Genomic DNA, 24,428 nt, shown 5'->3' with positions numbered 1-24,428 from the left:
GCAGTTTTTGCATCACCGGGCAAGGACCAGCAGCCCTGAGAAGGCCGCAAGGGCCGCTGTCCCGCTGGCAGCCCAGTGCAGGGTCCAGGTGTTCTCCAGAATTGCCTGTCTCAAGGGGGAGACCTGTTCAGCGGGAAAATAGTCGGTGTATCGAGGGACGGGCATCGCCAGCAGCAACATATTGCCTGCGAGGCCCAGTGTCGACAGCCAGGACAGTCCGAGCCACCAGCGAGTAATGCGTCGAGACTCTGCCCGTTGCAGCAGCCGTCGGCAGCTTGGGTGCCCCAGCGCCAGCGCCATGCACGCTGCCGCCGCCAGGGTTGCCAGGGGAAACAGCAAGGCAAGCTGCGCTGAAATTGCGGCCAACCAGACTGTGGAATGCCACAGGAACAGCCTCTGTGGCGCCGTGGGCATCGGTTCAGACATCGAATCCCCCGCCTTTGTTGCCGAACGTGCTACTTTCTGCTGTTGCGCTCGCCTTCGCGCTTCTCCGCGGCCTTCATTTCCTTGCGAATGTTGTGGCCGCGCAGGCCCAGCGACGCCATGTGCGCCAGCAGCCCGACGCCGATGAACGGCAGCGCGATGAACGTCATGGACGCCGTGGAACTGATGGCGCCGACGATGATGATGACGATGCCGATAAAGGTCAGGCCCATGCCGCCAAAAACAGCGTATTTGTAGGCGGGCGGAGCGGTTTCCCAGAAGTCGTTAAGCACGGGCTAAGTCTACCGGCCGAGGGCCCCGAAGCGAGCGCAGCGAGATTTGTGCGGCCGGAAGACACTACCGGCCGCGGGACCCGCCATGGCTGCGAGAGGGTTCGGGAAAAACCAACCATTGCTGCGAGAGCGTCGGTGGGTGGGGCTTGATGGGAACTAAAAGAGCGACTCCTGCAGCGCCGGGACCTCGGTCTCGTAGTCCCCAAAAGTGATCCTATGGCCCTTGAGCGCGCCGAGATCCACGAGAAACGCCCCCTCCACACCGTCCAGCCCGGCCAGGGCAGTGCCACCAAGCAACGAGTCGATCCGGATGCCGTGGCGTCCGGAATCCAGCGGCTGCGGATAGGCAGTGCGCCGGCTGGGAACCGCAGCAGCCTCCGAAAAACCGCTCCGCTGCCACTGTTCCTGCGCCGTCTCAAAACCTTCCAGCGCCAGTCCCGCCACATAGTCACGGACGACGTCGGCCATCGCCTTGTTCGTCTGCTCCAGGTGAAGCGGCGGCCGGGGATGCAAAAGCGCGGCGAACTTCGCCGCGCCGCGCACAAATTGGGTGGGTGGCAGGTTCGTGGACACGGCATCCTCGAGGTGGCGCACCACGGCGCCGTCCCGGGCCCGGGCCACGTAACGGGCCACGAGCGCGCCCTGTTCGGCCAGGCGGCTCCACTTGCTGCGTTCGGACGCCGTGCCCACCTTGGTGGTGCCGTCGGCAAATGTGGCGATGTACAGCCAGTGCTGCTGCGACAGGTACGCCTTCAGGCCGGGTGATCCCTGGCCGCTGCGGTGGAAGTCGTGCATGGGGCGCATTTGGTCCTTGGCGAAGCAGGCACCGCACTGGAACCCGCGTTCGGCCGGCTGCCCCGTCGGGCACGGGAAGTGCTCCGCCTGGCCCGACTCCTCCACCCGGGTGAACCCCAGGCAGAATCTGGCCGGGACGCCGTCGCCGGAAAGCACCTCAAACCTCAGCCACTGCCCCGGCACCAGGGGCAGCCGCGCACCGCCGTCGTCCGTGGTCAGGGACAGGGCCGGCCCCTCACCATGCCAGGAAACGCTGCGGACCAGCCCGCCCAGGTGCGCCACGCCGGCTAGAGCGAGGGTTGGACGCCGTAGGCCACGGCCAGCTTCATGATCTTCTCGGCCCGGCCCAGGCGCGGCAGGTCCGAGCCGTCGCGGATGACGCCGCCGCGGGCCTTGAAGTCGTCCATGAAGTCGGTTGCCCAGGCGACGTCGGTGGGCGTGGGGCTGATGACCTCGTTGATGATGGTGGTCTGGTCGGCGGCCAGGCACAGCTTGCCGGTCATGCCCATGGAGACGGTGATCGCTGACTGTTCGCGCAGGATCGGGTGGTTCGTGCCCACAGTGGGGCCGTCGATGGGGCCGGGCAGGTTGCCGACGCGGCTGGCGACGACGAGCTTGGCGCGCGGGTAGGCCATGGCCTCGCGGTCCGCGGACATGCCGGTGTCGCGGCGGAAGTCACCGGAACCAAAGGCGAGGCGGAAGGCACCTTCGGCGCGGGCGATGTTGTTGGCTTCCTCGATGCCGAGGGCGGATTCCACGAGGGCCAGGACCCGTGTTTTGCCGTCGAGGCGGTGGTAGGTTTCCTTCACCTGTTCGGCTTTTTCGGTCTTGGCCAGCATGACACCGAGGAGTCCGGGGACGTTGCGCAGGCTGGCGACGTCGTCAGCCCAGAAATCGGAGTGGACGTCGTTGATGCGGACCCAGGCCCGGCCTCCGTTGCGCAGCCAGTCGATGACGTCGGCGCGGGCCGCGTCCTTCTTCTTGGGATCCACGGCGTCTTCGATGTCAAGCACGACGGCGTCGGCGCGCGAGTTCGCGGCGTCGTCGAAGATCTCGGGGCGGGTGGCAGGCACAAGGAGCCACGAGCGGGCGATTTCCGCCGGGATGTTGCGGGTGCGGACAGGTGCTGAGGGGGCTTCGTTGCCAACGGTGCTAGACATACCTCTACCGTATACGGCAAATCCGCCGGATTCGATGTGCCTTTCTACAAAGCACCGGCCCAATCACTGGCGAACTGCACCAGTTTTCATGTCAGCGGTCTAGACCACCGACCGGTTGGGAACGCCCGCATCCCCTGTCAGGTCGGAGCCTTCCTGCAGCACCGGCCCGAGCCCTCGAGACAATCATGACGCGCAGACGCGGGTCAACCCTTCCGTCACAACGGGAAACTCCCCGCCACAAGCGAAATGTGTCGTTGCGTTGCTCTTGGTTGCGCACGGTTTCCCATGGTTTCCCGCCGCGTCGCACAGGATTGCACCTGTCCATTTAGTGGGCTTACATCGTTCAAACCACATGTAAAAACCACTTCAGTTCCCTGACATCGGGACCACCAACAGGACAGGCCACCATGAAACGCTTTCTATCTCTTTTCACCGTAGCGGCAGCCGTCATCGTCTCGATGACTGTTTCCGCCTGCGGAGGGCCGGCCACGGCCGGAGGTGGGGCTGGCGGGGAGGTCACCACGCTGCGGTACCAGGGGAGTGCCAATTCGGTCACCCTGCCGGAACTCGCCGCGGACCTTGGTTATCTGGACGGCATCACGCTGGAGTGGGTGGGCAACACCATCAGCGGGCCGCAGGACATCCAGTCGGCTGCGACCGACCAGACGGACTTTGGCGGTGCCTTCACCGGCGCCGTGGTCAAGCTGGCCGACGCCGGCGCCCAGATCACAGGGGTTGTGAACTACTACGGATCAGATGCCGAGACGTTCAACGGGTACTACGTCCTCGAAGACAGCCCCCTCCACACTGCCCGTGACCTGATTGGCAAGAAGATCGGAGTCAACACACTGGGCGGCCAGTCCGAAGCTGTCATCCACACGTATTTGTTGAACAACGGACTCAGCGAGGCCGAAATCAAGCAGGTGCAACTTGTGGTGCTGCCGCCCAATGACACCGAACAAGCCATCCGCCGGGGACAGGTCGACGCCGGGTCGCTGGGCTCCGTCCTGCAGGACCGGGCGCTGGCCACCGGCGGCCTCCGCGCCCTCTTCACCGATGCGGAATTCTTCGGCACGTTCCCGGGCGGCCAGTACGTGTTCCGCAACGACTTCATCAAGGAAAACCCCACCACTGTGCGGACGTTCACCACGGGCGTGGCCAAAGCCATCAAGTGGGAAACGGACACCCCCCGCGAGGAAGTCATTGCCCGATTCACGAAAATCATCCAGGAGCGCGGGCGCAGTGAGAGCACCGAGGCCCTGCAGTACTGGAAGAGCGTTGGCGTGCCCAATGCCGGAATCATCGAGGACAAGCACTTCACCCTCTGGGCGGACTACCTCAAGGACGCCGGGCTGATCAAGGGCGAGCTGCAGCCGGCCAAGTACTACACGAATGAATTCAACGAGCTGGCCAGCCCCGCCGCGGCCGCTTCGACCACTGCCCCGAAGGGATGAGCATGAATGCGAAAATCAGTCTCCGCCACGTCCGCCAGGAATTCGTGGTGCGCCCCGCCAAGGGCTGCCAGCCAATCGATTCCGGCCCGCTGGTGGTCCTGGATGACTTCAATCTCGACGTCCGCCAGGGCGAATTCCTGACCATCGTGGGCCCCAGCGGCTCCGGCAAAACCACGCTCCTTGACCTGCTGGCCGGACTGACCCGGCCAATCTCCGGCCAGGTTCTGGTGGACGGGAAGGAAGTGACAGGTCCCGGGCATGACCGGGCCGTGGTGTTCCAGCAATATGCGCTGTTTCCCTGGCGGACGGCGTCGACGAATGTTTCCATCGGGCTGGAAGGCTCCGGCCTGAACCGGCGCCAGCGTGCAGGGAAGGCACAAGAATATTTGGACCTGGTCGGCTTGGCCGGCTTTGCCGACAGGTACCCGCACGAACTCTCCGGCGGCATGAAGCAGCGCGTCGCCATTGCCCGGAGCCTGGCCTACGAGCCGGACATCCTCCTGATGGATGAACCCTTTGCCGCCCTCGACGCCCAAACCCGCGAACAGCTCCAGGACGAACTCCTGCGCATCTGGAAGGAGACAGGCAAGACCATCGTCTTCATCACGCACGGCATCGATGAGGCCGTCTACCTGGGCCAACGCGTCGCCGTTCTAAGCTCCCGGCCCGGGCGGCTCAAGGCAATCGTCGACGTCGATCTGGGCGAACGGGAGAACGTGGAGGACATTCGCTCCACCACCCAATTCGCTGAACACCGGCACAAGGTCTGGACCCTGCTCCGTGATGAGGTCCAGGCTGCCCAAGCAGCCGGACACCGCAAGGTGCTCCCGGACGGCACGGCCCCGGATGAAACGCCCGCGCTACAGCCAACCGCAACCCAAAGGAGCGCAGCCTGATGAGCACACTGACCACCCCACGCCCGAATCAGGCAGCGGCGCCCAGCCCTTCCCCGCCGCCCGGACAGGAATCCCCCACTCCCCCTGCCGCGGCAAGGACACGTTCGACGGCGACACCCGCCTTGCGCAGGACAGTTGCCACAGCCGGTTCCTGGCTTTGGAAATCAGCGGCAATCATCTTGTTCCTCGCACTCTGGGAACTGGGACCGACGCATCTCGCCAGCGAGTCCACCCGCGTCTTCCTGCCGCCACTGCATGAAGTCCTGGTCGCCGGGACCGACCTCATCGCCACCGGACAGTTGCAGACCCACATTGCGGCCAGCCTGACGCGGTCGGGCGCCGGCTTCAGCATCGCCGTCGTCCTTGGCATCTCGCTGGGACTGGTCATTGCCTGGTACCGGCCGCTGCATTCCTTCCTGAATCCGCTGCTGGAGCTTTTCCGCAACACCGCGGCCCTGGCCCTGCTTCCCGTCTTCACGCTCTTGTTGGGCATCGGGGAGGAATCCAAAATCACCATCATCGCCTTTGCGGCATTCTTTCCCGTCCTGCTGAACACGATCGCCGGGGTGCGCACAGTGGATCCCCTGCTGGTCCGGGCTGCACGGTCGCTGGGCATGGGCAGCCTCCCGCTGTTCTGGAAGGTGATCCTGCCATCGGCCGTGCCCACCATCTTCACCGGCATCCGCATGGCCGGCACCTCGGCCATCCTGGTCCTGATCGCCGCGGAAATGGTCGGTGCCAAGGCCGGCCTGGGCTACCTCATCACGAATGCCCAGAGCAGCTTCCTGATTCCGCAAATGTATGCGGGCATCCTGACCGTCTCCTTGCTGGGACTGCTCGTGAACATCCTGCTGGTCGCCGCCGAAAAGCACTTTTCCCGGTGGCGCACCTCCATCAACGCCTGACAACCCCCGCACCTGACCACCCCACTCATCACTAAGGAACCCACAATGTCCGTCATCACAGAGACTCCCCTTCCCACTGAAGCCCTGACGTTCACGAAATTGGGCAGCCGCATCGGCGCCGAAATTCGCGGCCTGGACCTGGGCGGCCCGCTCAGTCCGGCACGCATTGCGGAGATCCGCGCAGCACTGAACGAACACAAGGCCCTGGTCTTCCGCGAAGCCAACATCCACACCGATGAGGACCAGGTCCGCTTTGCCGGCCGCTTTGGTCCCCTGACCGCGGCCCACCCGACGGTGGCCTCGGTGGACGGCGCCGAGAACGTACTGCCGGTGGACAGCGAAAACGGCTCCGCCAACACCTGGCACACCGACGTTACGTTCGTGCACAATCCCCCGCAGGCCTCCACCTTGCGCAGCATCACGCTGCCGCCCTACGGCGGTGAGACGCTGATTGCGTCCTCGGCCGCCGCCTACCAGGACCTGCCTGCAGAGCTCCGGGCGTTTGCCGACACGCTGTGGGCTGTACACACCAACGATTACGATTACTCCGTGCCCAAGAACCTGGAGCACGCAAACGCCTCCGAACGCCGGGAAGAATTCACCCGGCAGATCTTCGAATCGGTGCATCCGGTGGTCCGGGTCCACCCTCTGACGGGTGAGCGGGGACTGTTCATTGGCGGCTTCGCTCAACGGTTGCGGATCGTGGGACTGTCCAACACCGAGTCCAAGGACATTATTCGGCTGCTCCAGGCCTATGTGATCCGTCCGGAGAATATTGTGCGGGTCAATTGGGAACCCAATCAGGTGGTGCTCTTCGACAACCGCATCACGCAGCATTACGCACCCGACAACTATGACGGGGCGCCGCGCACACTGAACCGGGTCACGATTGCAGGAGACATCCCCGTCAATATCGGCGGCCTGCCCAGTCAGTCCATTCAGGGCGATTCCGCAGCCTACTCCGTGATCGCGCAGGTGAAGTAATCGTGACAAAGCAAAAGCGAGAACTGCATCTGAACGCATTCCTTCACGGCACCGGCCACCACGAGGCGGCCTGGCGGCATCCGGAGGTCGATCCGTGGGCGGAACAAGGCATTGAGCACTACGTCAGCATCGCCAGGACAGCCGAGCGCGGCAAGCTCGATTCGCTGTTTCTTGCCGACGGCCTGGCCATCTCCAGCAACATCACCTACAACCTCCACCATTCCTTTGAACCGCTGACCCTGCTCTCCGCCCTGGCCACGGCAACCGAGCGGATCGGGCTGATCGCCACGGCATCCACCACCTACAACCAGCCGTATTCGCTGGCGCGGGCACTGGCTTCGGTGGACAGGATCAGCGGCGGGCGCGCGGGGTGGAACATTGTCACCTCCGCCGGGCAGGGGGAAGCCAAGAACTTCAACCTCACCGACCGCCCCGCCCACGCGTTGCGGTATGAACGCGCCGATGAATTCCTCGACACGGCCAAAGCCCTCTGGGACAGTTGGGCCGACGATGCCGTGGTGGCCGACAAGATCCACGCCATCGACCACGACGGCAGGCACTTCCAGGTCAGGGGCCCGCTGAATCTCCCCCGCCCGGTCCAGGGGCACCCGCTGCTGGTCCAGGCCGGGTCCAGCGAGGCCGGCAAGGAGTTCGCTGCCCGGCACGCCGAGGCGGTGTTCACGGCCCATTTGAGCGTGGAATCGGCCCGGGAGTTCTATGCGGACCTGAAGGGACGCCTGGGCAAGTTCGGACGCGCCACCGACGAGTTGCTGATCCTGCCCGGCATCAGCGCCTACATCGGGGACACGGTGGCGGAAGCCCGGGAGAAATACGATTACCTGAACTCCCTGGCCAACCCCGAATACGGCGTTCAACAGCTGTCAGCGCAACTGGACTTTGACCTGTCCGGCTACCCGTTGGACTCCCCCTTGCCGGAGCTGCCGGCCGAAACGGACGGGGCACAGAGCCGCAAGAAGCTGATTGTTGACGTGGCCAGGAAGGAATCCCTGACCATCCGGGCCCTGACCGAAAGGCTGGCCGGTGCCCGCGGACATTACACGTTCATCGGCACGGCTGCCCAGGTGGCCGACGAGATTGAGCTGTGGTTCACCACGGGTGCCGCTGACGGCTTCAACATTATGCCGCCAACCTTCCCGGCGGGCCTGGACGACTTCGTCGACAAGGTGGTCCCGCTGCTGCAGGGGCGCGGCCTGTTCCGCACCGAGTACGCGGGCAAGACCCTGCGCGAGCATTACGGGCTGAAGCGCCCGGAGGTGTCGGCTGCACGAACCCCCGCGGCGCTGTCCGCCTGACCCGCGGAACGGCCCAGCCGAGAGGGATTACAGCACGACGGCGTGAGGGTTTGGGGTGCGGCAGGGTCTAGGCCAGAGTTGCGGCGAGCTCCTCCGGCGTCAGCGGCCTGTCCGCGTAGACGAGGCGAACGGCGTCGGGGTCTGGATTGCCGGCATCGGGCGCCTTGTGAACCAGCGTGAGGCCGATCTTCTCGGCAACCCGCGCCGAAGCGGCATTGTGTTCAAGCAGGTACGCCACGATGGGCAGCTCCGGGCGGAGCGCCTTGGCCTGCCGGACGGCCTCCCGTGAGACCTCCGTGGCGTACCCCTTGCCGTGAACATCGGCAGCAAAACGGTAGCCCAGATTCCAGTACACGCCAGCCTTGATGGAGCAGCCGCCCTGGCCGATGACCTCCTGCGCCCCCAGACCCCTGACAACCCACGGACCCAGCCCGTCCTGCTCCCACTTGGCCGTGAACGCAGCCAACATGGCAGCCGTCTGTGCGGGATCGCTGTGCCGCAGGCTGGGGAAATGCGTCCAGACGCGCGGGTCGCTGCAGATGGCATGCATGCCGGCGGCATCGCCAGGAGCCGGGCGGGACAAAATGAGGTGCTGCGTGGTGGTTGGCACGGGAAATATCCTAGCTCTCAGGCATGATCATGGTGCGCAGGTCCAGCTGGCGCAGCACCCTGTCAACGACTTCGGGGTCGGCGTCGGGCTCATTGCGGGCGTCCAGCACCTCGGCGCGGGCCGCGTCCAGGGCGATGGTTTGGACCGCGATGGCCAGTTCCCGGCCGCGGCGGCGGCGCTCATCCGGACTCTCATTTTTCAGGCTGCCATCGAGCAGCTCGACCTGCAGGCGCTGCATCCTGGCCTTGACCAGGGCCAGCTTTTCCGGTGGCAGGTTCTTGATCAGGTCGTTGCTGTGCAGGGCGGCGACGGCAGCCTCCTGGGCGCGCAGGGCCAGGACCTTGGCCGCTTCGCGTTCCTCGGCGCCGTCGTCGGTGGCCTTGAGCACCCGCATGAGCCACGGCAGCGTCAGCCCCGGCAGGACCAGGGTTGTCAGCAGCACGGCGCAGGCCACGACGATGATTTCGTGCCGGGCCGGGAACGCTTCCCCGGTGGGCAGCACCGCCGGCAGGGCGAGTGCCAGGGCCAGGGTGGCCAGCCCGCGCATGCCGCACCAGGTGAGGATCACGACGTCCTTGAGGCTGGTTGGCGGCAGTTCGCCGTCGGTCTTCCTGGACAGGAATGCCAGCAGGCCAAACCACAGGAACCTGACCACAATGACAAGGATGCTCACGGCCAACGCCATCGGCAGCATGCCCCAAATGGCCGATCCCTCAACCTTGATCACCTCGCGAACTTCAAGGCCCACCAGGCCAAAGGCGAGTCCCGTGACAAGCAGTTCCACCACGTCCCAAAACGCTGCGCGGGTGATGCGTTCGGCAGCGTCCTCCGCCCGGGCATGGCGCTTGATCTCAAGGGCTGTGACAACGACGGCGATGACGCCCGAGGCGTGCACCTCCTCGGCCAGGATGTAGGCGGCGAAGGGCACCACCAGGGTCACGGCGCTGCGGGCCACGGAGGATGAGATGAGCTTGGTGATCAGGCCCGTCACCCAGCCCATGACCATGCCAACCAGGACGGCGACGGCGGCTCCCAGCAGGAATTTGCCGACCACTCCGAGCCCGAATGGTTCCCCGTCCATGGCGCTGGCCACGGCGGTCTGGAAGATCACGATGGCTGCGGCGTCGTTGAACAGGCCTTCGCTTTGCAGCACGGTGATGAGCCGGCGCGGCATGTGGACGCGTCCGGCAACCGACTCGACCGCCACCGGGTCCGGCGGGGCGCACATGGCGCCGAGGGCGAGCGCTGCGGGGATGCCAATGCTGGGGATCAACAGCCATGCGGCCCCGGCCACCATGGCCGTCGAGACGACGACCAGGGCCACAGCCAACAGCAGGATTGTCCGCCACCTGACACGAAACACCGCCCAGGAACTTTTTTGTGCCGTGGCAAACAGCAGCGGCGGTAGGAAGATCGGGAGGATCAGCTCGGGATCAATCCGCAGGTCGGGGAACCCCGGGATGAAGGTCAGTGCGCCTGCCGTGATGAGCATGAGCACCGGATAGGGCAGCCTGAGCTTGTCCCCCAACCCCACGGCAACCACGGTGGCGAAAAGGAGACCGACAATCAGTATTAGCTGTTCCACACAACTTATTTTACGGGTTTAGTGCCTGGTCAATTGCCACGTCGCCATCTGAAAATTCGATGGTGCGCATGAGTGTGTCGGGGCGCTGCAGGACAGCGGCGGCCACCAGTGCCACGTTTGCCCGTGAGGTGTTGCCTGCATCCGCCCCGGCGCGTTGGGCTGCCGGCGTGGGATCAATCAAGGCGGTGGGCGCGTCCAAGGTCAGGGCTCCGGGAGCCAGGATGGTCCAGGCCAGGGCGCCGGCGGAGCGCAGGTGTGCGTCCGCGGCCGCCTTGGCCTCGGCGTAGGCAAAGAAGCTGTTCTCCGGCGGGACGCCGTGGTCCGGGCCGGCGCCCAGGTAGGAGACCATGATGTACCGCTGCACACCAGCTGCCGCTGCCGCATCCATCGAGGCAATGGCCGCGTCGCGGTCAACGGCGTACGTGCCCTCCGGGCTCCCACCGCCCGCCCCGGCCGACCAGATGATCGCGTCCTGGCCGGCAAAAAGTTCGGTGAGTTCGGCAGCTGACGATGAGGCGACGTCGTGCACCACGGGTGTGGCGCCTGTGTGTGCCACATCGTCGATGTGGGCTGCGTTGCGGATCACTGACGTGACCTCCATGCCCGCCGCTGTCAGCAGCGGTGCCAACAGCAGGGCAATTTTTCCGTGGCCGCCAATTATCAAGACTTTGTTCATTGCTGCTCCTCCTGGGTGGGTTCTGCCGGATGAATCCATTGGTCCGGTGTTGCTGCGCTGCCCGGGACCGGAGATGTCTGGGTCCGGTGTTGTCCGGACCCGGCGGCGGTGCCCGCAGCACCGCCTGCTTCCCAGTACATACCGTTTTGGCCAAATGGGCCACCTGTGCCCGTTAAACGCTGGGCTTATAGGACAAACGCCGCGGCCGTCCGGAAGCAGGCAGCTTCGGGACGGCCGGGGGAACAAAAAACCCGCAACCCCCGGCCAACCGGCCGGGAACTGCGGGTTTTGCTGCTGTAGCGGCGGGGAGACTCGATCTCCCGACCTCACGATTATGAGTCGTGCGCTCTAACCAACTGAGCTACGCCGCCATAAATGAGTCTGGCCCGTGCTTGTCGGCCAAAACCGTCTTGACACGAGCCTTCTCATTTACGAGCCCCCCACCGGAATCGATCCGGTGACCTCGTTCTTACCAAGAACGCGCTCTACCACTGAGCTAGGGGGGCAACGAGAGAATACTTTACCAGCGGATTTGCCGGATGCGAAATCGGGGATTCAGTGCGGCTCCGACAGGGCATCGAAGAGCGCAAATTCCCTCCAAAACAGCCGACGGAAGAGCGAAAAATCCGCCAAAAATCAAGACATTTTCCTGCTGTGGAGAAATTCGGATGAATTGCGTCACAGCCCCTTTCGGGCAGGAAAAGGGCCGGCTGCCATTGCTGGCAACCGGCCCTTTTCAGCGCCTCAGGGCGTGGTTGTTACCACTTGCCCTTGCTGTTGTAGCTCTGTCCGCCTTCGTGGCGGGGGCGGCGGTCTCCGCCACCGTGGCCCGTGTGGCTCTGGCCGCCGCGGTCTGCACCGAAGCTGTGGTCGTCACGGTCCTTGTCGCCGCCGCGGTAGCCGCCGCTGCGGTCGCCGTCGAACTTCTTCTTGAAGCCGCCCTGGCCGCGGTCAGTGCGCTCTTCGCGGGCCTTGTAAGGGGCTCCGGCGCCGCCGCCGGAGGGGCGACGGCCCTTGTCCAGCTCGAGGTTGATGAGCTCGCCGCTGATGCGGGTCTTGCTCAGTGCACGCCACTGGTCCTTGCTCAGCTCTGCCGGCAGTTCAACCAGGGTGTGGTCTGCGCGGATGTCAATGCCGCCGATCTGGGCCGACGACAGGCCGCCTTCGTTGGCAATGGCGCCAACGATGGAGCCGGGCATGACCCGCTGGCGGCGTCCCACCGAGATGCGGTAGGTGGCGTTGCCTTCGGTCAGTGTGCGGGTCGGGCCGCGGGAGCCGAAGCCGTCCTTGGAGCGTTCCTTCTTCTGGTACTCAGGCGCAGCAGGCAGGTCGTTCACAAGCAACGGCTGCTTGCCCTGGGCCATGACGGCCAAGGCGGCAGCAATTTCCGACGCCGGAACGTCGTGCTCCTGCTCGTAGGAGGCGATCAGGTCGCGGAACTTGGCAACGTCCTGGCTGGCCAGGGTTTCGGTGATCTTCTCAGCGAACTTGCCCAGGCGCAGCGTGTTGATGGTCTCTGCGGACGGCAGGTGCATCTGGTCCACGGGCTGGCGGGTGGCCTTCTCAATGGCGCGCAGCAAGTACTTTTCCCGAGGGGTCATGAACAAGATCGCGTCACCTGAACGGCCGGCACGGCCCGTACGGCCGATGCGGTGCACATAGGACTCGGTGTCGTGCGGGATGTCGTAGTTGATGACGTGCGTGATGCGCTCGACGTCAAGGCCACGGGCCGCAACGTCGGTGGCAACGAGGATGTCGATCTTGCCGCTGCGCAGCGCCTCGATGGTGCGCTCGCGCTGCTGCTGCGGGATGTCGCCGTTGATGGCGGCAGCCTGGAAGCCGCGTGACTTCAGCTTGTCGGCGAGGTCCTCGGTGGCCATCTTGGTGCGCACAAACGCGATGACACCTTCGAACTCTTCAACTTCCAGCACGCGGGTCAGCGCGTCAAGCTTGTGCGGGCCCATGACCTGCAGGTAGCGCTGGCGGGTGTTGGCGCCGGTGGTGGTCTTGGACTTGACCGTGACCTCGGCCGGGTTGTTCAGGTACTGCTTGGAGATGCGGCGGATCTGGCTGGGCATCGTGGCGGAGAACAGGGCAACCTGCTTCTCGGCCGGGGTCTTGGACAGGATCTGCTCAACGTCTTCGGCAAAGCCCATGCGCAGCATCTCATCGGCCTCGTCCAGGACCAGGTACTGCAGGTTGGACAGGTCCAGGGAACCCTTGGAGAGGTGGTCGATGACACGGCCGGGGGTGCCGACAACAACCTGTGCGCCGCGGCGCAAGCCTGCCAGCTGCGGGCCGTATGCCGAGCCGCCGTAGACAGGGAGCACGGAGAAGTTCGCCATGTGCTTGGCGTAGGACGTGAACGCTTCAGCAACCTGGAGTGCCAATTCACGGGTGGGAGCCAGGACGAGGATCTGGGTGTCCTTGGTGGGGCCGTTGAGGTCCATCAGCTCGGCCATGCGGGACAGGGCCGGAACGGCGAATGCTGCCGTCTTGCCGGTACCGGTCTGCGCCAGGCCGACAACGTCGCGGCCTTCGAGCAGCAACGGGATGGTTGCGGCCTGGATGGGTGAGGGCTTCTCGTAGCCGACGTCGCTCAGGGCAGCCAGCACGCGGCCGTCGATACCCATATCAGCGAAAGTAAGTTCGTTCTCTTCTTCCACAACGGCGGAAGTTTCTGTCAAGTTTTCGGGCATGATGGTGAATGTCCTCATTCATAGGGCCGGGCGGCGAGGTTGCCGCATTACAGAAATCCAGCCGCTACAGGGCATCCCGGGCAGGATCTCGCGCCATATGCGCGCCGTGGGTACGGCCGCCAGTGCTGAAGGTACTCAACACCGCATGGCGTTTCTTTGCCGGCAATCCCCTATGAACGCTACTTGCCCGCGCAAGAACTTGCGGGCCCCATACACTTCAGGCTCCTGCCTCAAAAATTGGGCAGAAAATAAAAGGAGATACCGGAGTGGGGGATATTTAAATTGTAGGGCATACCCTACCGCCGGGACACCCCTAAAGTCGATGCCGGGCCGTGAGTTCCGGCACATACATCCGCAGGCCGGCGTGACAACTGGGCCAGGCCCCCGTATTTCCACGCCCGGGGACCATATTTCGTGGCGTCAGTTTCCCTGTGCCAGAATCCGATCAAAGTATTTCCGGTAGTGGGCACCCAAGGTGAGTTCACCGGCGTCGTGCAATTCCTGCAGCATGTCCACATCCTGCACCGTGGGGGCGCTGAAGAACTTCCCCACGGTGATGCCGTGGCCGGGCACATGCTCAACGACGACGTCGTCCCCCGCCTGCGCCCTGCCGGGTTCCAAGACCCTCAGGTACGTGCCGACGCGGCCGGCCCGGGTGAACCGCTTGACCCACTGCGGTTCACCCATGCGTTCGGCAAAGGTGGCGCAGGGCACCCGCGGTGAGGTCACTTCCAGCAACGCCTTGCCGACCCGCCACCGCGTGCCAATCACGGCGTGGGTGGTGTCCACACCGCTGGTGCGCAGATTCTCACCAAACAGGCCTGCGGGGATCGGGCGCCCGAGGGCGGCACTCCAGTGGTCGGCGTCCTCCTGCGAGTAGGCGTAGACCGCCTGGTCCGGGCCGCCATGGTGTTCGGTGTCGCCCTGTACGTCGCCAAACACGCCGAACTTGCGGAAGCTGACGGGCCCGTCCACGGCACGCTTGTCGATGGCCGTGACGCCAAAGCCCGTCTTGGTGGTGATCAGCTGATAAACCCGGCAAATGGCCAGGACCTTGCCGGCAGGTGGGGTCGCGTCAGTCATGTTCCAACACTAAGGCAGGACACCATGGCGGGGCGCCCCGTCACCGCGTCCGCCGTCGCCCCATCCGGTGCAACCCGGCCGTCCCATCCCGGCATTTGTCCTAATCTGCGCATAGCTGGCGGCTCGGGTGCCGCATAACAGTGTCATGCGGCACGCCGACGGCCAGTCCTGCGCAGATTAGGACAAACGGCGGGCGAGGCGGAACCGCGAGGCAGGCCGGACGCGGGCGGACCCGCGGGGGCCAGGACCCGGCGTCGTCGGTCTCAGGCGTCGATGAGTTCCACAGCGGTGTCCCCGGCGACGTCAGACTCGGAAGCCCAACGCGGCAGGAACGACGCGGCGATGGCGGCCAGGACCATGCCGCCGGCCATGATCCACATGGTGGACGTGAAGCCATCGATGAACACGGCCGACTGGCTGGTTCCCGTGCTGCCTTCCAACGCGTCGAAGAAGATGGTGCCGATGATGGCAACACCCAGTGCCCCGGCGAGCTGGCTGGTGGTGTTGAACAAGCCCGAGGCGCTGCCGGCGAACCGTGTGGGGACCTCCGACAGGACGAAGATGCCCACCGGTGCCACCACCATGCCGAAGCCCGCCCCGCTCAGCGCCAATCCGGCGATGAGATGCCACGGCGTCACGGTGCCGCCCACGGCCTGGACGGTGAAGATCAGCACCACAAACCCGACGGCGATGACGAGCGGGCCCAGCTGCAGCACCACGCGGCCGATCTTGCGCGCCAGGATCGCCGCGGAAAGGCCCGCCAGCACCGGGACCATGATGGAGAACGGAATCATGGTGAGCCCGGCCTTCAGGATGGGATATTCCAGGCCCAGCTGCAGGAACAGTGTCTGGATCAGGAAGAAGCCGTTCATGGGGATGAAAAACAGGAACATCATGGCGATGCCGGCGGCAAAGGGGCGGCTCTTGAACAAGGACACGGCCACCAGCGGCTCGCCCCCGCGCTTTTCCTCGCGGCGCTGCAGCAGCACAAAGCCCACCAGGACCAGCACACCGAACACCATGGACAGGTACGTCCACAGCGGCCAACCTTCCTCACGGCCCATGGTCAGCGGGTAGAGGATGGCGAGCATGCCCACAGCAAGAATGACGACGCCGGACAGGTCAAGCCTGTGCCGCACCGGTGCCTTCGATTCGGGCACGTATTTGACGGCGCAGATGACGGCGAAGATGCCCACCGGGATGTTGACGAAGAAGATGGTGCGCCAGCCCCAGCCGAAGAGGTCGGCGTCGGTCAGGATGGCCCCGACAATGGGTCCGGACACGGCGGCAACACCGGCCAGGGCTGAGAATCCGGCCATGGCGCCGGCACGTTCGCTCGGCTTGTACATGACCTGGAGGCTGGAAAGCACCTGCGGGATCATGGCGGCGGAGGCGAAGCCCTGCAGTGCGCGGGAGGCAATCAGCATCTCCGGATTCATGGCCGCACCGCACAGCACGGAGGCCACGGTGAACAACGCCAGGCCGATGATGAAGACCTTCTTGCGTCCGTAAATGTCGCCCAGGCGCGAACCGGTGATCAGGCCGACGGCCAGGGCCAGCGTATAGGAGGCCACCATCCACTGCAGCTCGGCGTTTTGGGCGCCAAGGGCGCGCTCAATGTCGGGCAGGGCCACGTTGACGATCGTGGCGTCGAGCAGTTCCATGAACGAGGCCATGAACAGTGAGACCAGGGCGATGGTGCGCGCCTTGCCAATGGGCGGAGCGGATGTCATGAATTTCCTTGGAAAGTTATTTGAAATGAAATGGCCTGCACGGCGAATGGCAGCCGGTGGCGCCTTGTTATTCTGCCACCTTAATTGTGGTGTTCGTTCCGGCTACAGCGGCTACGGCGGCTACGGCGGCTACGGCGGCTACGGCGCGAAGCGGTACCCCATCCCGGCCTCCGTGAGCAGGTGCACGGGCGCGGCGGGATCACGCTCAAGTTTCCTGCGCAACTGGGCCATGTAAACCCGCAGATAGTGGGTCTCCTTCGCGTAGGCGGGGCCCCACACCTCGGACAGAAGCTGTTGCTGGCTGACCAAACGGCCGGGATTGCGCACCAGCAACTCCAAAAGACTCCACTCGGTGGGCGTCATCCGCACGGTTTGCCCGCCGCGCAGCACCACCTTGTTGGCCAGGTCAACCGAGAATTCGGCCGTTTCCACCAGCGGCTCCGCACTCTGCGGGCCGGCCCGGCGCGTTGCCGCCCGCAGCCTGGCCAGCAGCTCGTCCAGCCCGAACGGCTTGGTCACATAGTCGTCGGCGCCGGCGTCGAGCGCCTCGACCTTGTCGTGCGAGCCGTGCCGCGCCGAGAGCACGATGATGGGGACCTCGCTCCAGCCGCGCAGCCCCGCAATAACGTCCAGCCCGTCCATGTCGGGCAGCCCCAGGTCAAGCACGACGACGTCGACCGCCTGGGTTTGGGCGGCGGCCAGCGCCGTGGTGCCGTTGTGTGCCGGCACGACCGTGTACCCGTGGGCATGCAGGTTGATTTGCAGTGCACGCAGGATCTGGGGTTCGTCGTCGACTATCAAGACGGTTGTCATGGCGTGATCCTCACAGTGTTCTTGAAATTCCGGTGGAGAGCGGCAGGCGGATGATCATTGTCAGCCCGCCGCCGGGAGTTTCCGCTGCTTCAAGCACGCCGCCCATGATCTCGGTGAATCCCTTGGCAACGGCCAGGCCCAGACCAACGCCGGTGCCGCCCTGCGGACCGTAGGACACGTCGTCGAGCCGCTGAAAGGGCTTGAACATGGCCATGACCTCCGCTGCCGGGACTCCCTTGCCGTGGTCGACCACCCGCAATTCGCTGGCCGGCCGGCCGTTGACGGTGGCGCTGCCGCTGCCGCCGGTGGAGCCCACGACAACGATTTCCGAGTCGGGGGCATACTTGACGGCATTCTCCACAATGTTGGCGATGACCCGTTCCAGCAGGCCGGGATCAGCCTCGATGGCGGGCATGTTGGGCGGCAGTTCCCGGCGTATCCGCCCGGTGGGCACTCCATGCAGGGCGGCCGGCAGGACTTCCTGCCACGCCACAGGGCCCACGACGGGACTGACCATTTGGGCGCTCAGCCGCGACATGTCCAGCAGATTGCCCACCAGGGCCTCCATTCTGTCCGAATAGTGTTCAATGGTTGCCAGCAGCTCGGCCTCGTCTTCGGGGCTGAAGGTGACCTCGGTTTGGCGCAGGCTGCTGACCGCGAGCTTAATGCCGGCCAGGGGTGTGCGCAGGTCATGGGACACAGCGCGCAGAACAGAGGTCCTGATGTTGTTATCCTGGCTCAGTTGTTGATTTTCACGCTGCGTCTCGCTCAAGGTCTCGCGTTGTTCCAGCGCCATCAGGTGTGCGCCGAAGGCGCTGAGCAGCCGCCTGTCGCGTGCCGGCAGGATCCGGCCCGACAGTCCCAGCATCCAGTGCCCCGACACCTCTTCCACGGTGTCCGCCAGCTCGGGGTTTTCGGGCGGGTCCTCCCCCACCGATGCCTCAACACGCCAGCCGGGCGGGCTCCCGGGCTGGCTGCCGGTGCCGGTGCCGGTGCTGCCAAACAAGACCACGGAGCGCATGCCGAAGTGGTCCCTGAGCTGTTCAAGAAACACCTGCACGGTGTCCTGGGAGGCAAGGATGCCGCGGGCAAGTTCACTCAGCGTGGCCGCTTCGGCCCCTGCCTGCACGGCGTCCCGCGAGCGCCGTGCGGACTGGTCCACTGCGAGCGCGACGGCCACCGTCACCAGCAGGAAAACCGACAGGACGAGCAGGTTTTCGGGATCGTTGATGGTCAGGTTGCCCACCGGTGGCGCCGAGTAAAAGTTCAGCAGCAGGCTGCCCCAGACGGCGGCGAGCACGGCCGGCCACAGACCGCCCACCAGTGCGACGGCGATGGCTGCCGCCAGCTGGATGACCATCGTGGTTTGCAGGCTCAACGGCCCCGTTCCCAGCTGTACCAGCACGGGCAGCGCCACGGCCATCACAAAACCGGCCCAAACACGTTTCCGGTTGAGCTGCCCGCGGCTGCGCGGTGCACCGCCGGAGGCGCTCAGGGGGTGCGGCACCATGTGCACGTCGATATCACCGGCCCCGCGCACAACGCGCGCCCCCACACCGGGGCTAAAAAGGAATCCCAGTCGCGGTTTCCGCAGTGAGGAACCGATGACGATCTGGGTGGCGCCGACGTTGCGGGCAAAGTCCAGCAGTGCACGTGCGGTGTCTTCACCGCCCACCGAATGGTAGGTGCCGCCCAGGTCGGTGAGCAGCTGCCGTTGCCCCTCAAGGGCCGACGGCGCGTCCCCGGCAACGCCGTCGGCTCGCGGTACGTGCACGGCGAGCAGCTCTCCGCCGCTGACCCGGCTGAGGATTCTGGCTGCCCGGCGCAGCAGCACCTCCCCTTCCGGCCCACCCGGCAGCCCCACCACAACGCGTTCGCGGGTGGGCCAGCTGGCGGCAATGCCGTGGCTTTCCCGATAGGCGGCCACACCCTCTTCCACCCTGTCGGCGAGCCACAGCAGGGCCAGTTCGCGCAGGGCAGTAAGGTTGCCGAGCCTGAAATAGTTCGCCAGCGCGGCATCGACCTTGTCTGCAGCGTAGATGTGGCCGGTGCTCAGTCGCTGGCGCAGCAGTTCAGGCGGGAGGTCCACCAGCTCTATTTGGTCTGCCCGTCGAACAACATCATCTGGCACCGTCTCCTGCTGGCGGACGCCGGTGATGGTTTCCACCACGTCACCGAGGGAGGCCAGGTGCTGGACGTTGACGGTGGAGTACACATTTATCCCGGCCGCCAGGAGCTCTTCCACATCCTGCCAGCGCTTGTCGTTGCCGGCCCCGGGAATGTTGGAGTGGGCATATTCATCAACCAGGGCCAGCGCCGGTTTGCGGACCAGCAGGGCTGCAACGTCCAGTTCCTGGAAATCGGCACCCCGGTAGCGAAGGTGCCGTGTGGGCAGGGTTTCCAGTCCGGCAAGTTGGGCCCTGGTTTGTTCCCGGCCGTGGTCAAGGACGATTCCTGCCACCACATCAACACCCGCAGCCGCTTGGACATGGCCTTCCTCCAGCATGGAGTAGGTTTTTCCCACACCGGGTGCAGCTCCCAGGAAGATCCGCAATATGCCACGCGTCATGGTTTATTCTCGCAGGCCTGCGGCAGTTTTCGGCACCGCGTGCAGGGCGGCGTTCAAGGTGGTGGTGTTGACGGAGGGCTGGCCCAGGAACGCGTTCAGCCCGGAGCTGGTGTGTTTCGCCACCAGCTCCCGCACGGCCGCCTCGCTGATCCCGTGGGCAGCCGCCACGCGGGGAACCTGCAGGGCGGCATACGCAGGGGATATGTCAGGATCGAGCCCGGAGCCGCTGGCTGTCACGGCATCGATCGGCACGGTGTCCGGGGCAACGTCCTCCCGGTCTGCCACCTCTGCCCGCTGCCCGGCAATCGCTTCCACCAGCGCAGCCTGGTTTGGTCCCAGATTGCTGGCCGACGACGTCGCCGGGTCCCAGCCCACAGCCGAGGGCCGCGGGAAGAAGTACGCCGTGCCGGTGACCGGCTGGGCCAGCCGCGACGATCCGGCGGCCCGCCCATCCACAGTGATGATGGAGCCGTTGGCCTGGGCTGGCGCCATGAGCTGTCCGGCCCCAAAGACCAGTACCGGATAAGCCAGTCCCAGCAAGAGCGTGGCGCACAGCAGGAACCTGATGGCGGTGAAGAGTTGGCGTCCATAGGCGTTCATGGTGGTTTCCTTAATTCAGCGCTGGGCAATCGTGGGGATGAGGGAGACCAGAAGGTCGATCAGCTTGATGCCGATGAACGGGGCGATGACGCCGCCCAACCCGTAAATGAGCAGGTTCCGCGACAGGGCACGGGCCGCAGAGACCGCCCGGTACTTCACACCGCGCAGCGCCAACGGCACGAGCGCCACAATGACAAGGGCGTTGAAGATGACAGCCGAGAGGATGGCACTCTCGGGTGACGCGAGCCCCATGATGTTCAGCAATCCCAGTCCGGGGAACGTGGCGGCAAACAGCGCCGGCACAATGGCAAAGTACTTGGCCACGTCGTTCGCCACCGAGAACGTGGTCAACGAACCCCGCGTGATCAACAGCTGCTTGCCGATCCCCACAATGTCGATGAGCTTGGTGGGATCCGAATCCAGATCAACCATGTTGGCCGCTTCCTTGGCCGCGCTGGTGCCCGAATTCATGGCCACTCCCACATCCGCCGCCGCCAGGGCCGGGGCATCATTGGTGCCGTCGCCCGTCATGGCCACCAACCGCCCAGCGGCCTGCTCAGCCTTGATGACAGCCAATTTGTCCTCCGGGGTGGCCTCGGCAACAAAATCATCCACCCCGGCCTCGGCGGCAATGGCGGCGGCCGTAATCTTGTTGTCCCCCGTGATCATGATGGTCTTGATGCCCATGGCCCGCAGCTCCGCGAACCGTTCCTTCATGCCGGGCTTGACCACATCCGCCAGGTGCACCACACCCAGCATCTGTGCGCGCTCGCCGTCGTACGTGGCCACCAACAGCGGCGTGCCCCCTGTCCCGGAGATTGTCAGCACCGCTTCGTCGAGTTCCTGGGGCAGGAATCCGCCGCGTTCCTTCACATAGCGTTCGACGGCGGATGCGGCCCCCTTGCGCACCTCCAGCACCGCGGGGGCTGGGTTGCCGGCCTGGTGCGGGTTGGCGGGGTGCCCCGGAGGCAGGTTGAGTCCGCTCATGCGGGTGGCGGCGCTGAACTCAATGACCTCCACATCGCCGGCGGGCCCCGCTGCGGCCCCCAGCGGCGCAGCGGTGGCACCCGGCACGGTGCCGGCCGCGAAAATGCCGTCGGCCAGTTCCACGATGGACCGGCCCTCGGGCGTCTCATCCGCCAGGGAGGACAGGCGTGCGATGCCTGCCAGGTCATGCTGCCCCACGCCGTCGGCCGCCAGGAAGGCAACGGCGCGGCGGTTGCCGTAGGTGATGGTGCCGGTCTTGTCCAGCAGGAGGGTGGTGATGTCGCCGGCCGTTTCCACGGCGCGGCCGGAGGTGGCCAGCACATTGCGCTGGATGAGCCTGTCCATGCCGGCAATGCCGATGGCCGGCACCAGCGCGCCAATGGTGGTGGGGATCAGGCAGACCAGCAGCGCCACCAGGACCACGGGGGTGGGCAGGGCGTTGGCGAAATTGGCCATCGGGGCCAGCGCCATGACGGCAACCACAAACACGATGGTCAGGGAGGCGAGCAGCACGTTCAACGCGATTTCGTTGGGCGTCTTTTGCCGGGTGGCGCCTTCCACCAGGGAGATCATCCTGTCCAGGAACGTCTTGCCGCTGGCGGCCGTGATGCGGACGGCGATCCTGTCCGAGAGCACCATGGTGCCGCCCGTGACGGAGCTCCTGTCGCCGCCGGATTCACGGATGACGGGGGCGGATTCGCCGGTGATGGCCGATTCGTCGACGCTGGCCAGGCCTTCGATGACGTCGCCGTCGCCGGGGATCATGTCGCCTGCCTCGCAGATGACGATGTCACCCACCTCGAGGTCGGTGCCGGGCACCAGTTCCTCTTCAAACACTGTGTTTCCGTCACTGTCCCGGCCCGCACCTGCCTGGCCGGCGGGCACCAAGGCCCGGATCCGGCGTCGTGCCATGACTGAGGTGCGGGCGGCACGGAGACTGTCGGCCTGCGCCTTGCCACGCCCTTCGGCTATGGCCTCGGAGAGATTGCCAAACAGCACCGTCAGCCAGAGCCACACCGTGACAATGATGGAAAATACTGCCGAGTCGGAGCCAATGGCCAGCTGCTGGATACTCACGGCGGTGCAGACAATGGAGCCGATCAGCACCGTAAACATGACTGGGGAGTGGATCATTTGGCGGGGATTGAGCTTGCGGAAGGCCAGGGGCAGTGCCGCGGCAGTCTTGCTCAGGTTCATTTCAACAGCCCTTCAGCGGCCGGGCCCAGGGCGAGCGCGGGGAAGTAGGTGAGTGCGGTCAGGATCAGGGAGATGCCGCCAAGCAGCACGGCGAAGAGTGGCCCGTGGGTGGCAAGTGTGCCCGGTGTCGCAGGGATCCTGCGTTGTGTGGCGAGGGAGCCGGCCAGTGCCAGAACCAATGCAATGGGCAGGAACCGGCCAATCAGCATGGCCAGCGCCAGCATCGTGGCCAGCGGTGGACCGGAACTGGTGATGCCGCCAAATGCTGAGCCGTTGTTGTTGGCGGCGGAGGTGAAGGCGTAGAGGATTTCGCTGAAGCCGTGCGGTCCGTCGGCCGGAGCGTTGGCGGCGAGCGCCGGTACGGAGACGGTGATGGCGGTGCCCAGCAGTACCAATGTGGGGGTGACCAGGATGTACAGGGCCACCAGCTTCATCTGGGGTGCGCCAATCTTCTTGCCCAGGAACTCCGGGGTGCGCCCCACCATGAGGCCACCAATGAAGACAGCCACCACGGCCAGGATCAGCATCCCGTACAGGCCGGATCCCACCCCACCGGGAGCAATCTCGCCCAGCATCATGTTCAGCATGGCCAAACCGCCGGCCAGGGGCGGCAGGGAATCGTGGGCCACATTCACGGCCCCCGTTGAGGTCAGGGTGGTGGCGGTGGCGAACAGGGCGCTGGGTGCAACGCCCAGACGCTGCTCAAATCCTTCACCCACGCTGGTGCCGCTGCCGTTGAAGGCGCCGATGGCCCACGCCATGAATATTGTGGACGCCAGCCAGAATGCCACCATCACTGTCAGTACTGTGTAGCCCTGGCGTTTGTCACCCACCATGCATCCATACATGGCCGGCAGGGAGAACGGAATAACCAGGATCAGGAATACCTGGAACAAGCTACTTAAAGCCGTGGGGTTTTCGAACGGGTGGGCGGAGTTGGCGTTGAAGTAGCCGCCACCATTGGTTCCCAGAAGCTTGATGGCCTCCTGCGAAGCCACCGGACCACCCGGAACCGTCTGCTGGGCACCCGTGACGAGAGTGTGGATGTTGGTGCCGCCCCAGTTTTGGATGACACCGGTGATGATCAGGACAACCGCGCCAACAATTGCCATCGGGAGCAGGACGCGAAGGGTGCCGCGCGTCAGGTCAACCCAAAAGTTGCCCAGATTGCTGGTTTGGGCCCTTGTGAGTCCGCGAATCAGGGCCACCACAACCGCCAGCCCCACAGCTGCACTGAGGAAGTTCTGCACAGCAAGCAGCATCATCTGGATCCCGAAGCCAAGAGTGGTTTCCGGGACATATGTTTGCCAGTTGGTGTTGGTGACGAAGGAGACTGCCGTATTCATGGCAACCCAAGGGTCCACCGCCCCAATGCCCTGGCTGAACGGCAGGTATTGCTGGAGCAGCTGCCCACCAAACACCGCCACGAGTGAGACCAGGCTGAACGCGATCAGCGAGCGCAGGTACACCTTCCAGTGCTGGTCTGCCTGCGGGTCCACGCCGGAGAGTTTGTAGAGGCCGCGCTCAACGGCCAGGTGTTTGTGGCTGGTGAAGCTTGCGGCCAGGTACTTGCCGAGCGGCTGATGCACGGCGGCCAGCACCACCACGAGCACCGCCAGCTGCGTTGCGAGGGAGAAAACGTCAAGCTCCATG

General features: G+C 65.1%; 20 protein-coding genes and 2 tRNA genes. 5 read left to right on the top strand and 17 right to left on the bottom strand.

Annotated features, from left to right (window positions below; translation table 11 throughout):
* Positions 1–12: 12 nt before the first annotated feature.
* The 4 genes from AC1L6K_RS05035 to AC1L6K_RS05020 all read right to left on the bottom strand — a co-directional run bounded on the left by AC1L6K_RS05035 (position 13) and on the right by AC1L6K_RS05020 (position 2,671).
* Positions 13–426, bottom strand: coding sequence for a hypothetical protein (locus tag AC1L6K_RS05035; RefSeq protein ID WP_480951630.1), 414 nt, complete (start codon positions 424–426; stop codon positions 13–15).
* 29 nt (positions 427–455) lie between these two features.
* On the bottom strand, positions 456–716 hold the full coding sequence (locus AC1L6K_RS05030; protein ID WP_480951629.1) for a DUF3188 domain-containing protein: 261 nt from the start codon (positions 714–716) through the stop codon (positions 456–458).
* A 156-nt stretch (positions 717–872) separates the two neighbouring features.
* Complete coding sequence (locus AC1L6K_RS05025; protein ID WP_480951628.1) at positions 873–1,793, bottom strand: DUF2797 domain-containing protein; 921 nt, start codon at positions 1,791–1,793, stop codon at positions 873–875.
* Between the two features lie 5 nt (positions 1,794–1,798).
* The gene (locus AC1L6K_RS05020; RefSeq protein ID WP_480951627.1) at positions 1,799–2,671 is read right to left on the bottom strand and encodes an HpcH/HpaI aldolase/citrate lyase family protein; all 873 of its coding nucleotides are present in this window, start codon (positions 2,669–2,671) and stop codon (positions 1,799–1,801) included.
* 407 nt (positions 2,672–3,078) lie between these two features.
* Between AC1L6K_RS05020 and AC1L6K_RS05015 the strand changes: the two genes are divergently transcribed.
* The 5 genes from AC1L6K_RS05015 to AC1L6K_RS04995 are packed head-to-tail and all read left to right on the top strand — an operon-like array spanning position 3,079 to position 8,223.
* Positions 3,079–4,125 carry an ABC transporter substrate-binding protein gene (locus AC1L6K_RS05015; protein WP_480951626.1) on the top strand — a complete coding sequence of 349 codons (1,047 nt, stop codon included), beginning with the start codon at positions 3,079–3,081 and terminating at the stop codon, positions 4,123–4,125.
* A 2-nt stretch (positions 4,126–4,127) separates the two neighbouring features.
* The gene (locus tag AC1L6K_RS05010; protein ID WP_480951625.1) at positions 4,128–5,021 is read left to right on the top strand and encodes an ABC transporter ATP-binding protein; all 894 of its coding nucleotides are present in this window, start codon (positions 4,128–4,130) and stop codon (positions 5,019–5,021) included.
* On the top strand, positions 5,021–5,926 hold the full coding sequence (locus tag AC1L6K_RS05005; RefSeq protein ID WP_480951624.1) for an ABC transporter permease: 906 nt from the start codon (positions 5,021–5,023) through the stop codon (positions 5,924–5,926). The genes AC1L6K_RS05010 and AC1L6K_RS05005 overlap by 1 nt, the downstream gene beginning before the upstream one ends.
* Before the next feature lie 45 nt (positions 5,927–5,971).
* Positions 5,972–6,910 (top strand): TauD/TfdA dioxygenase family protein, encoded by a 939-nt coding sequence (locus AC1L6K_RS05000; protein WP_480951623.1) that lies wholly within the window; start codon positions 5,972–5,974, stop codon positions 6,908–6,910.
* A gap of 2 nt (positions 6,911–6,912) precedes the next feature.
* Positions 6,913–8,223 carry an LLM class flavin-dependent oxidoreductase gene (locus AC1L6K_RS04995; RefSeq protein ID WP_480951622.1) on the top strand — a complete coding sequence of 437 codons (1,311 nt, stop codon included), beginning with the start codon at positions 6,913–6,915 and terminating at the stop codon, positions 8,221–8,223.
* A 67-nt stretch (positions 8,224–8,290) separates the two neighbouring features.
* Here the strand turns inward: AC1L6K_RS04995 and AC1L6K_RS04990 are convergent, their stop codons facing one another.
* The 13 genes from AC1L6K_RS04990 to kdpA form a co-directional block, all read right to left on the bottom strand.
* Positions 8,291–8,833, bottom strand: a complete 543-nt coding sequence (locus tag AC1L6K_RS04990) for a GNAT family N-acetyltransferase (RefSeq protein WP_480951621.1) — start codon at positions 8,831–8,833, stop codon at positions 8,291–8,293.
* Positions 8,834–8,843: 10 nt separating this feature from the next.
* Positions 8,844–10,418 carry a Na+/H+ antiporter gene (locus AC1L6K_RS04985; protein ID WP_480951620.1) on the bottom strand — a complete coding sequence of 525 codons (1,575 nt, stop codon included), beginning with the start codon at positions 10,416–10,418 and terminating at the stop codon, positions 8,844–8,846.
* A gap of 10 nt (positions 10,419–10,428) precedes the next feature.
* Complete coding sequence (locus AC1L6K_RS04980) at positions 10,429–11,094, bottom strand: NAD(P)H-binding protein (protein WP_480951619.1); 666 nt, start codon at positions 11,092–11,094, stop codon at positions 10,429–10,431.
* Positions 11,095–11,391: 297 nt separating this feature from the next.
* Positions 11,392–11,465 (bottom strand) — tRNA-Met (locus tag AC1L6K_RS04975).
* Between the two features lie 63 nt (positions 11,466–11,528).
* Positions 11,529–11,600 (bottom strand) — tRNA-Thr (locus tag AC1L6K_RS04970).
* A gap of 252 nt (positions 11,601–11,852) precedes the next feature.
* The gene (locus AC1L6K_RS04965) at positions 11,853–13,793 is read right to left on the bottom strand and encodes a DEAD/DEAH box helicase (protein WP_480951618.1); all 1,941 of its coding nucleotides are present in this window, start codon (positions 13,791–13,793) and stop codon (positions 11,853–11,855) included.
* A gap of 420 nt (positions 13,794–14,213) precedes the next feature.
* On the bottom strand, positions 14,214–14,876 hold the full coding sequence (locus AC1L6K_RS04960; protein ID WP_480951617.1) for an MOSC domain-containing protein: 663 nt from the start codon (positions 14,874–14,876) through the stop codon (positions 14,214–14,216).
* A 263-nt stretch (positions 14,877–15,139) separates the two neighbouring features.
* Positions 15,140–16,609 (bottom strand): MFS transporter, encoded by a 1,470-nt coding sequence (locus AC1L6K_RS04955; protein WP_480951616.1) that lies wholly within the window; start codon positions 16,607–16,609, stop codon positions 15,140–15,142.
* A gap of 138 nt (positions 16,610–16,747) precedes the next feature.
* Positions 16,748–17,422, bottom strand: coding sequence for a response regulator (locus AC1L6K_RS04950; RefSeq protein WP_480951615.1), 675 nt, complete (start codon positions 17,420–17,422; stop codon positions 16,748–16,750).
* Between the two features lie 10 nt (positions 17,423–17,432).
* Positions 17,433–19,991, bottom strand: coding sequence for a DUF4118 domain-containing protein (locus AC1L6K_RS04945; protein WP_480951614.1), 2,559 nt, complete (start codon positions 19,989–19,991; stop codon positions 17,433–17,435).
* 3 nt (positions 19,992–19,994) lie between these two features.
* Positions 19,995–20,591, bottom strand: coding sequence for a potassium-transporting ATPase subunit KdpC (kdpC, locus tag AC1L6K_RS04940; protein WP_480951613.1), 597 nt, complete (start codon positions 20,589–20,591; stop codon positions 19,995–19,997).
* Between the two features lie 15 nt (positions 20,592–20,606).
* Positions 20,607–22,775 (bottom strand): potassium-transporting ATPase subunit KdpB, encoded by a 2,169-nt coding sequence (gene kdpB, locus AC1L6K_RS04935; protein ID WP_480951612.1) that lies wholly within the window; start codon positions 22,773–22,775, stop codon positions 20,607–20,609.
* Positions 22,772–24,427 carry a potassium-transporting ATPase subunit KdpA gene (gene kdpA / locus AC1L6K_RS04930; RefSeq protein ID WP_480951611.1) on the bottom strand — a complete coding sequence of 552 codons (1,656 nt, stop codon included), beginning with the start codon at positions 24,425–24,427 and terminating at the stop codon, positions 22,772–22,774. The genes kdpB and kdpA overlap by 4 nt, the downstream gene beginning before the upstream one ends.
* Position 24,428 lies beyond the last annotated feature (1 nt).

The sequence above is a fragment of the Specibacter sp. BI4 genome, assembly GCF_056680095.1.
The sequence above is the reverse complement of the archived record's forward strand: the minus strand, read 5'-3'. Positions and strand labels throughout refer to the sequence as shown.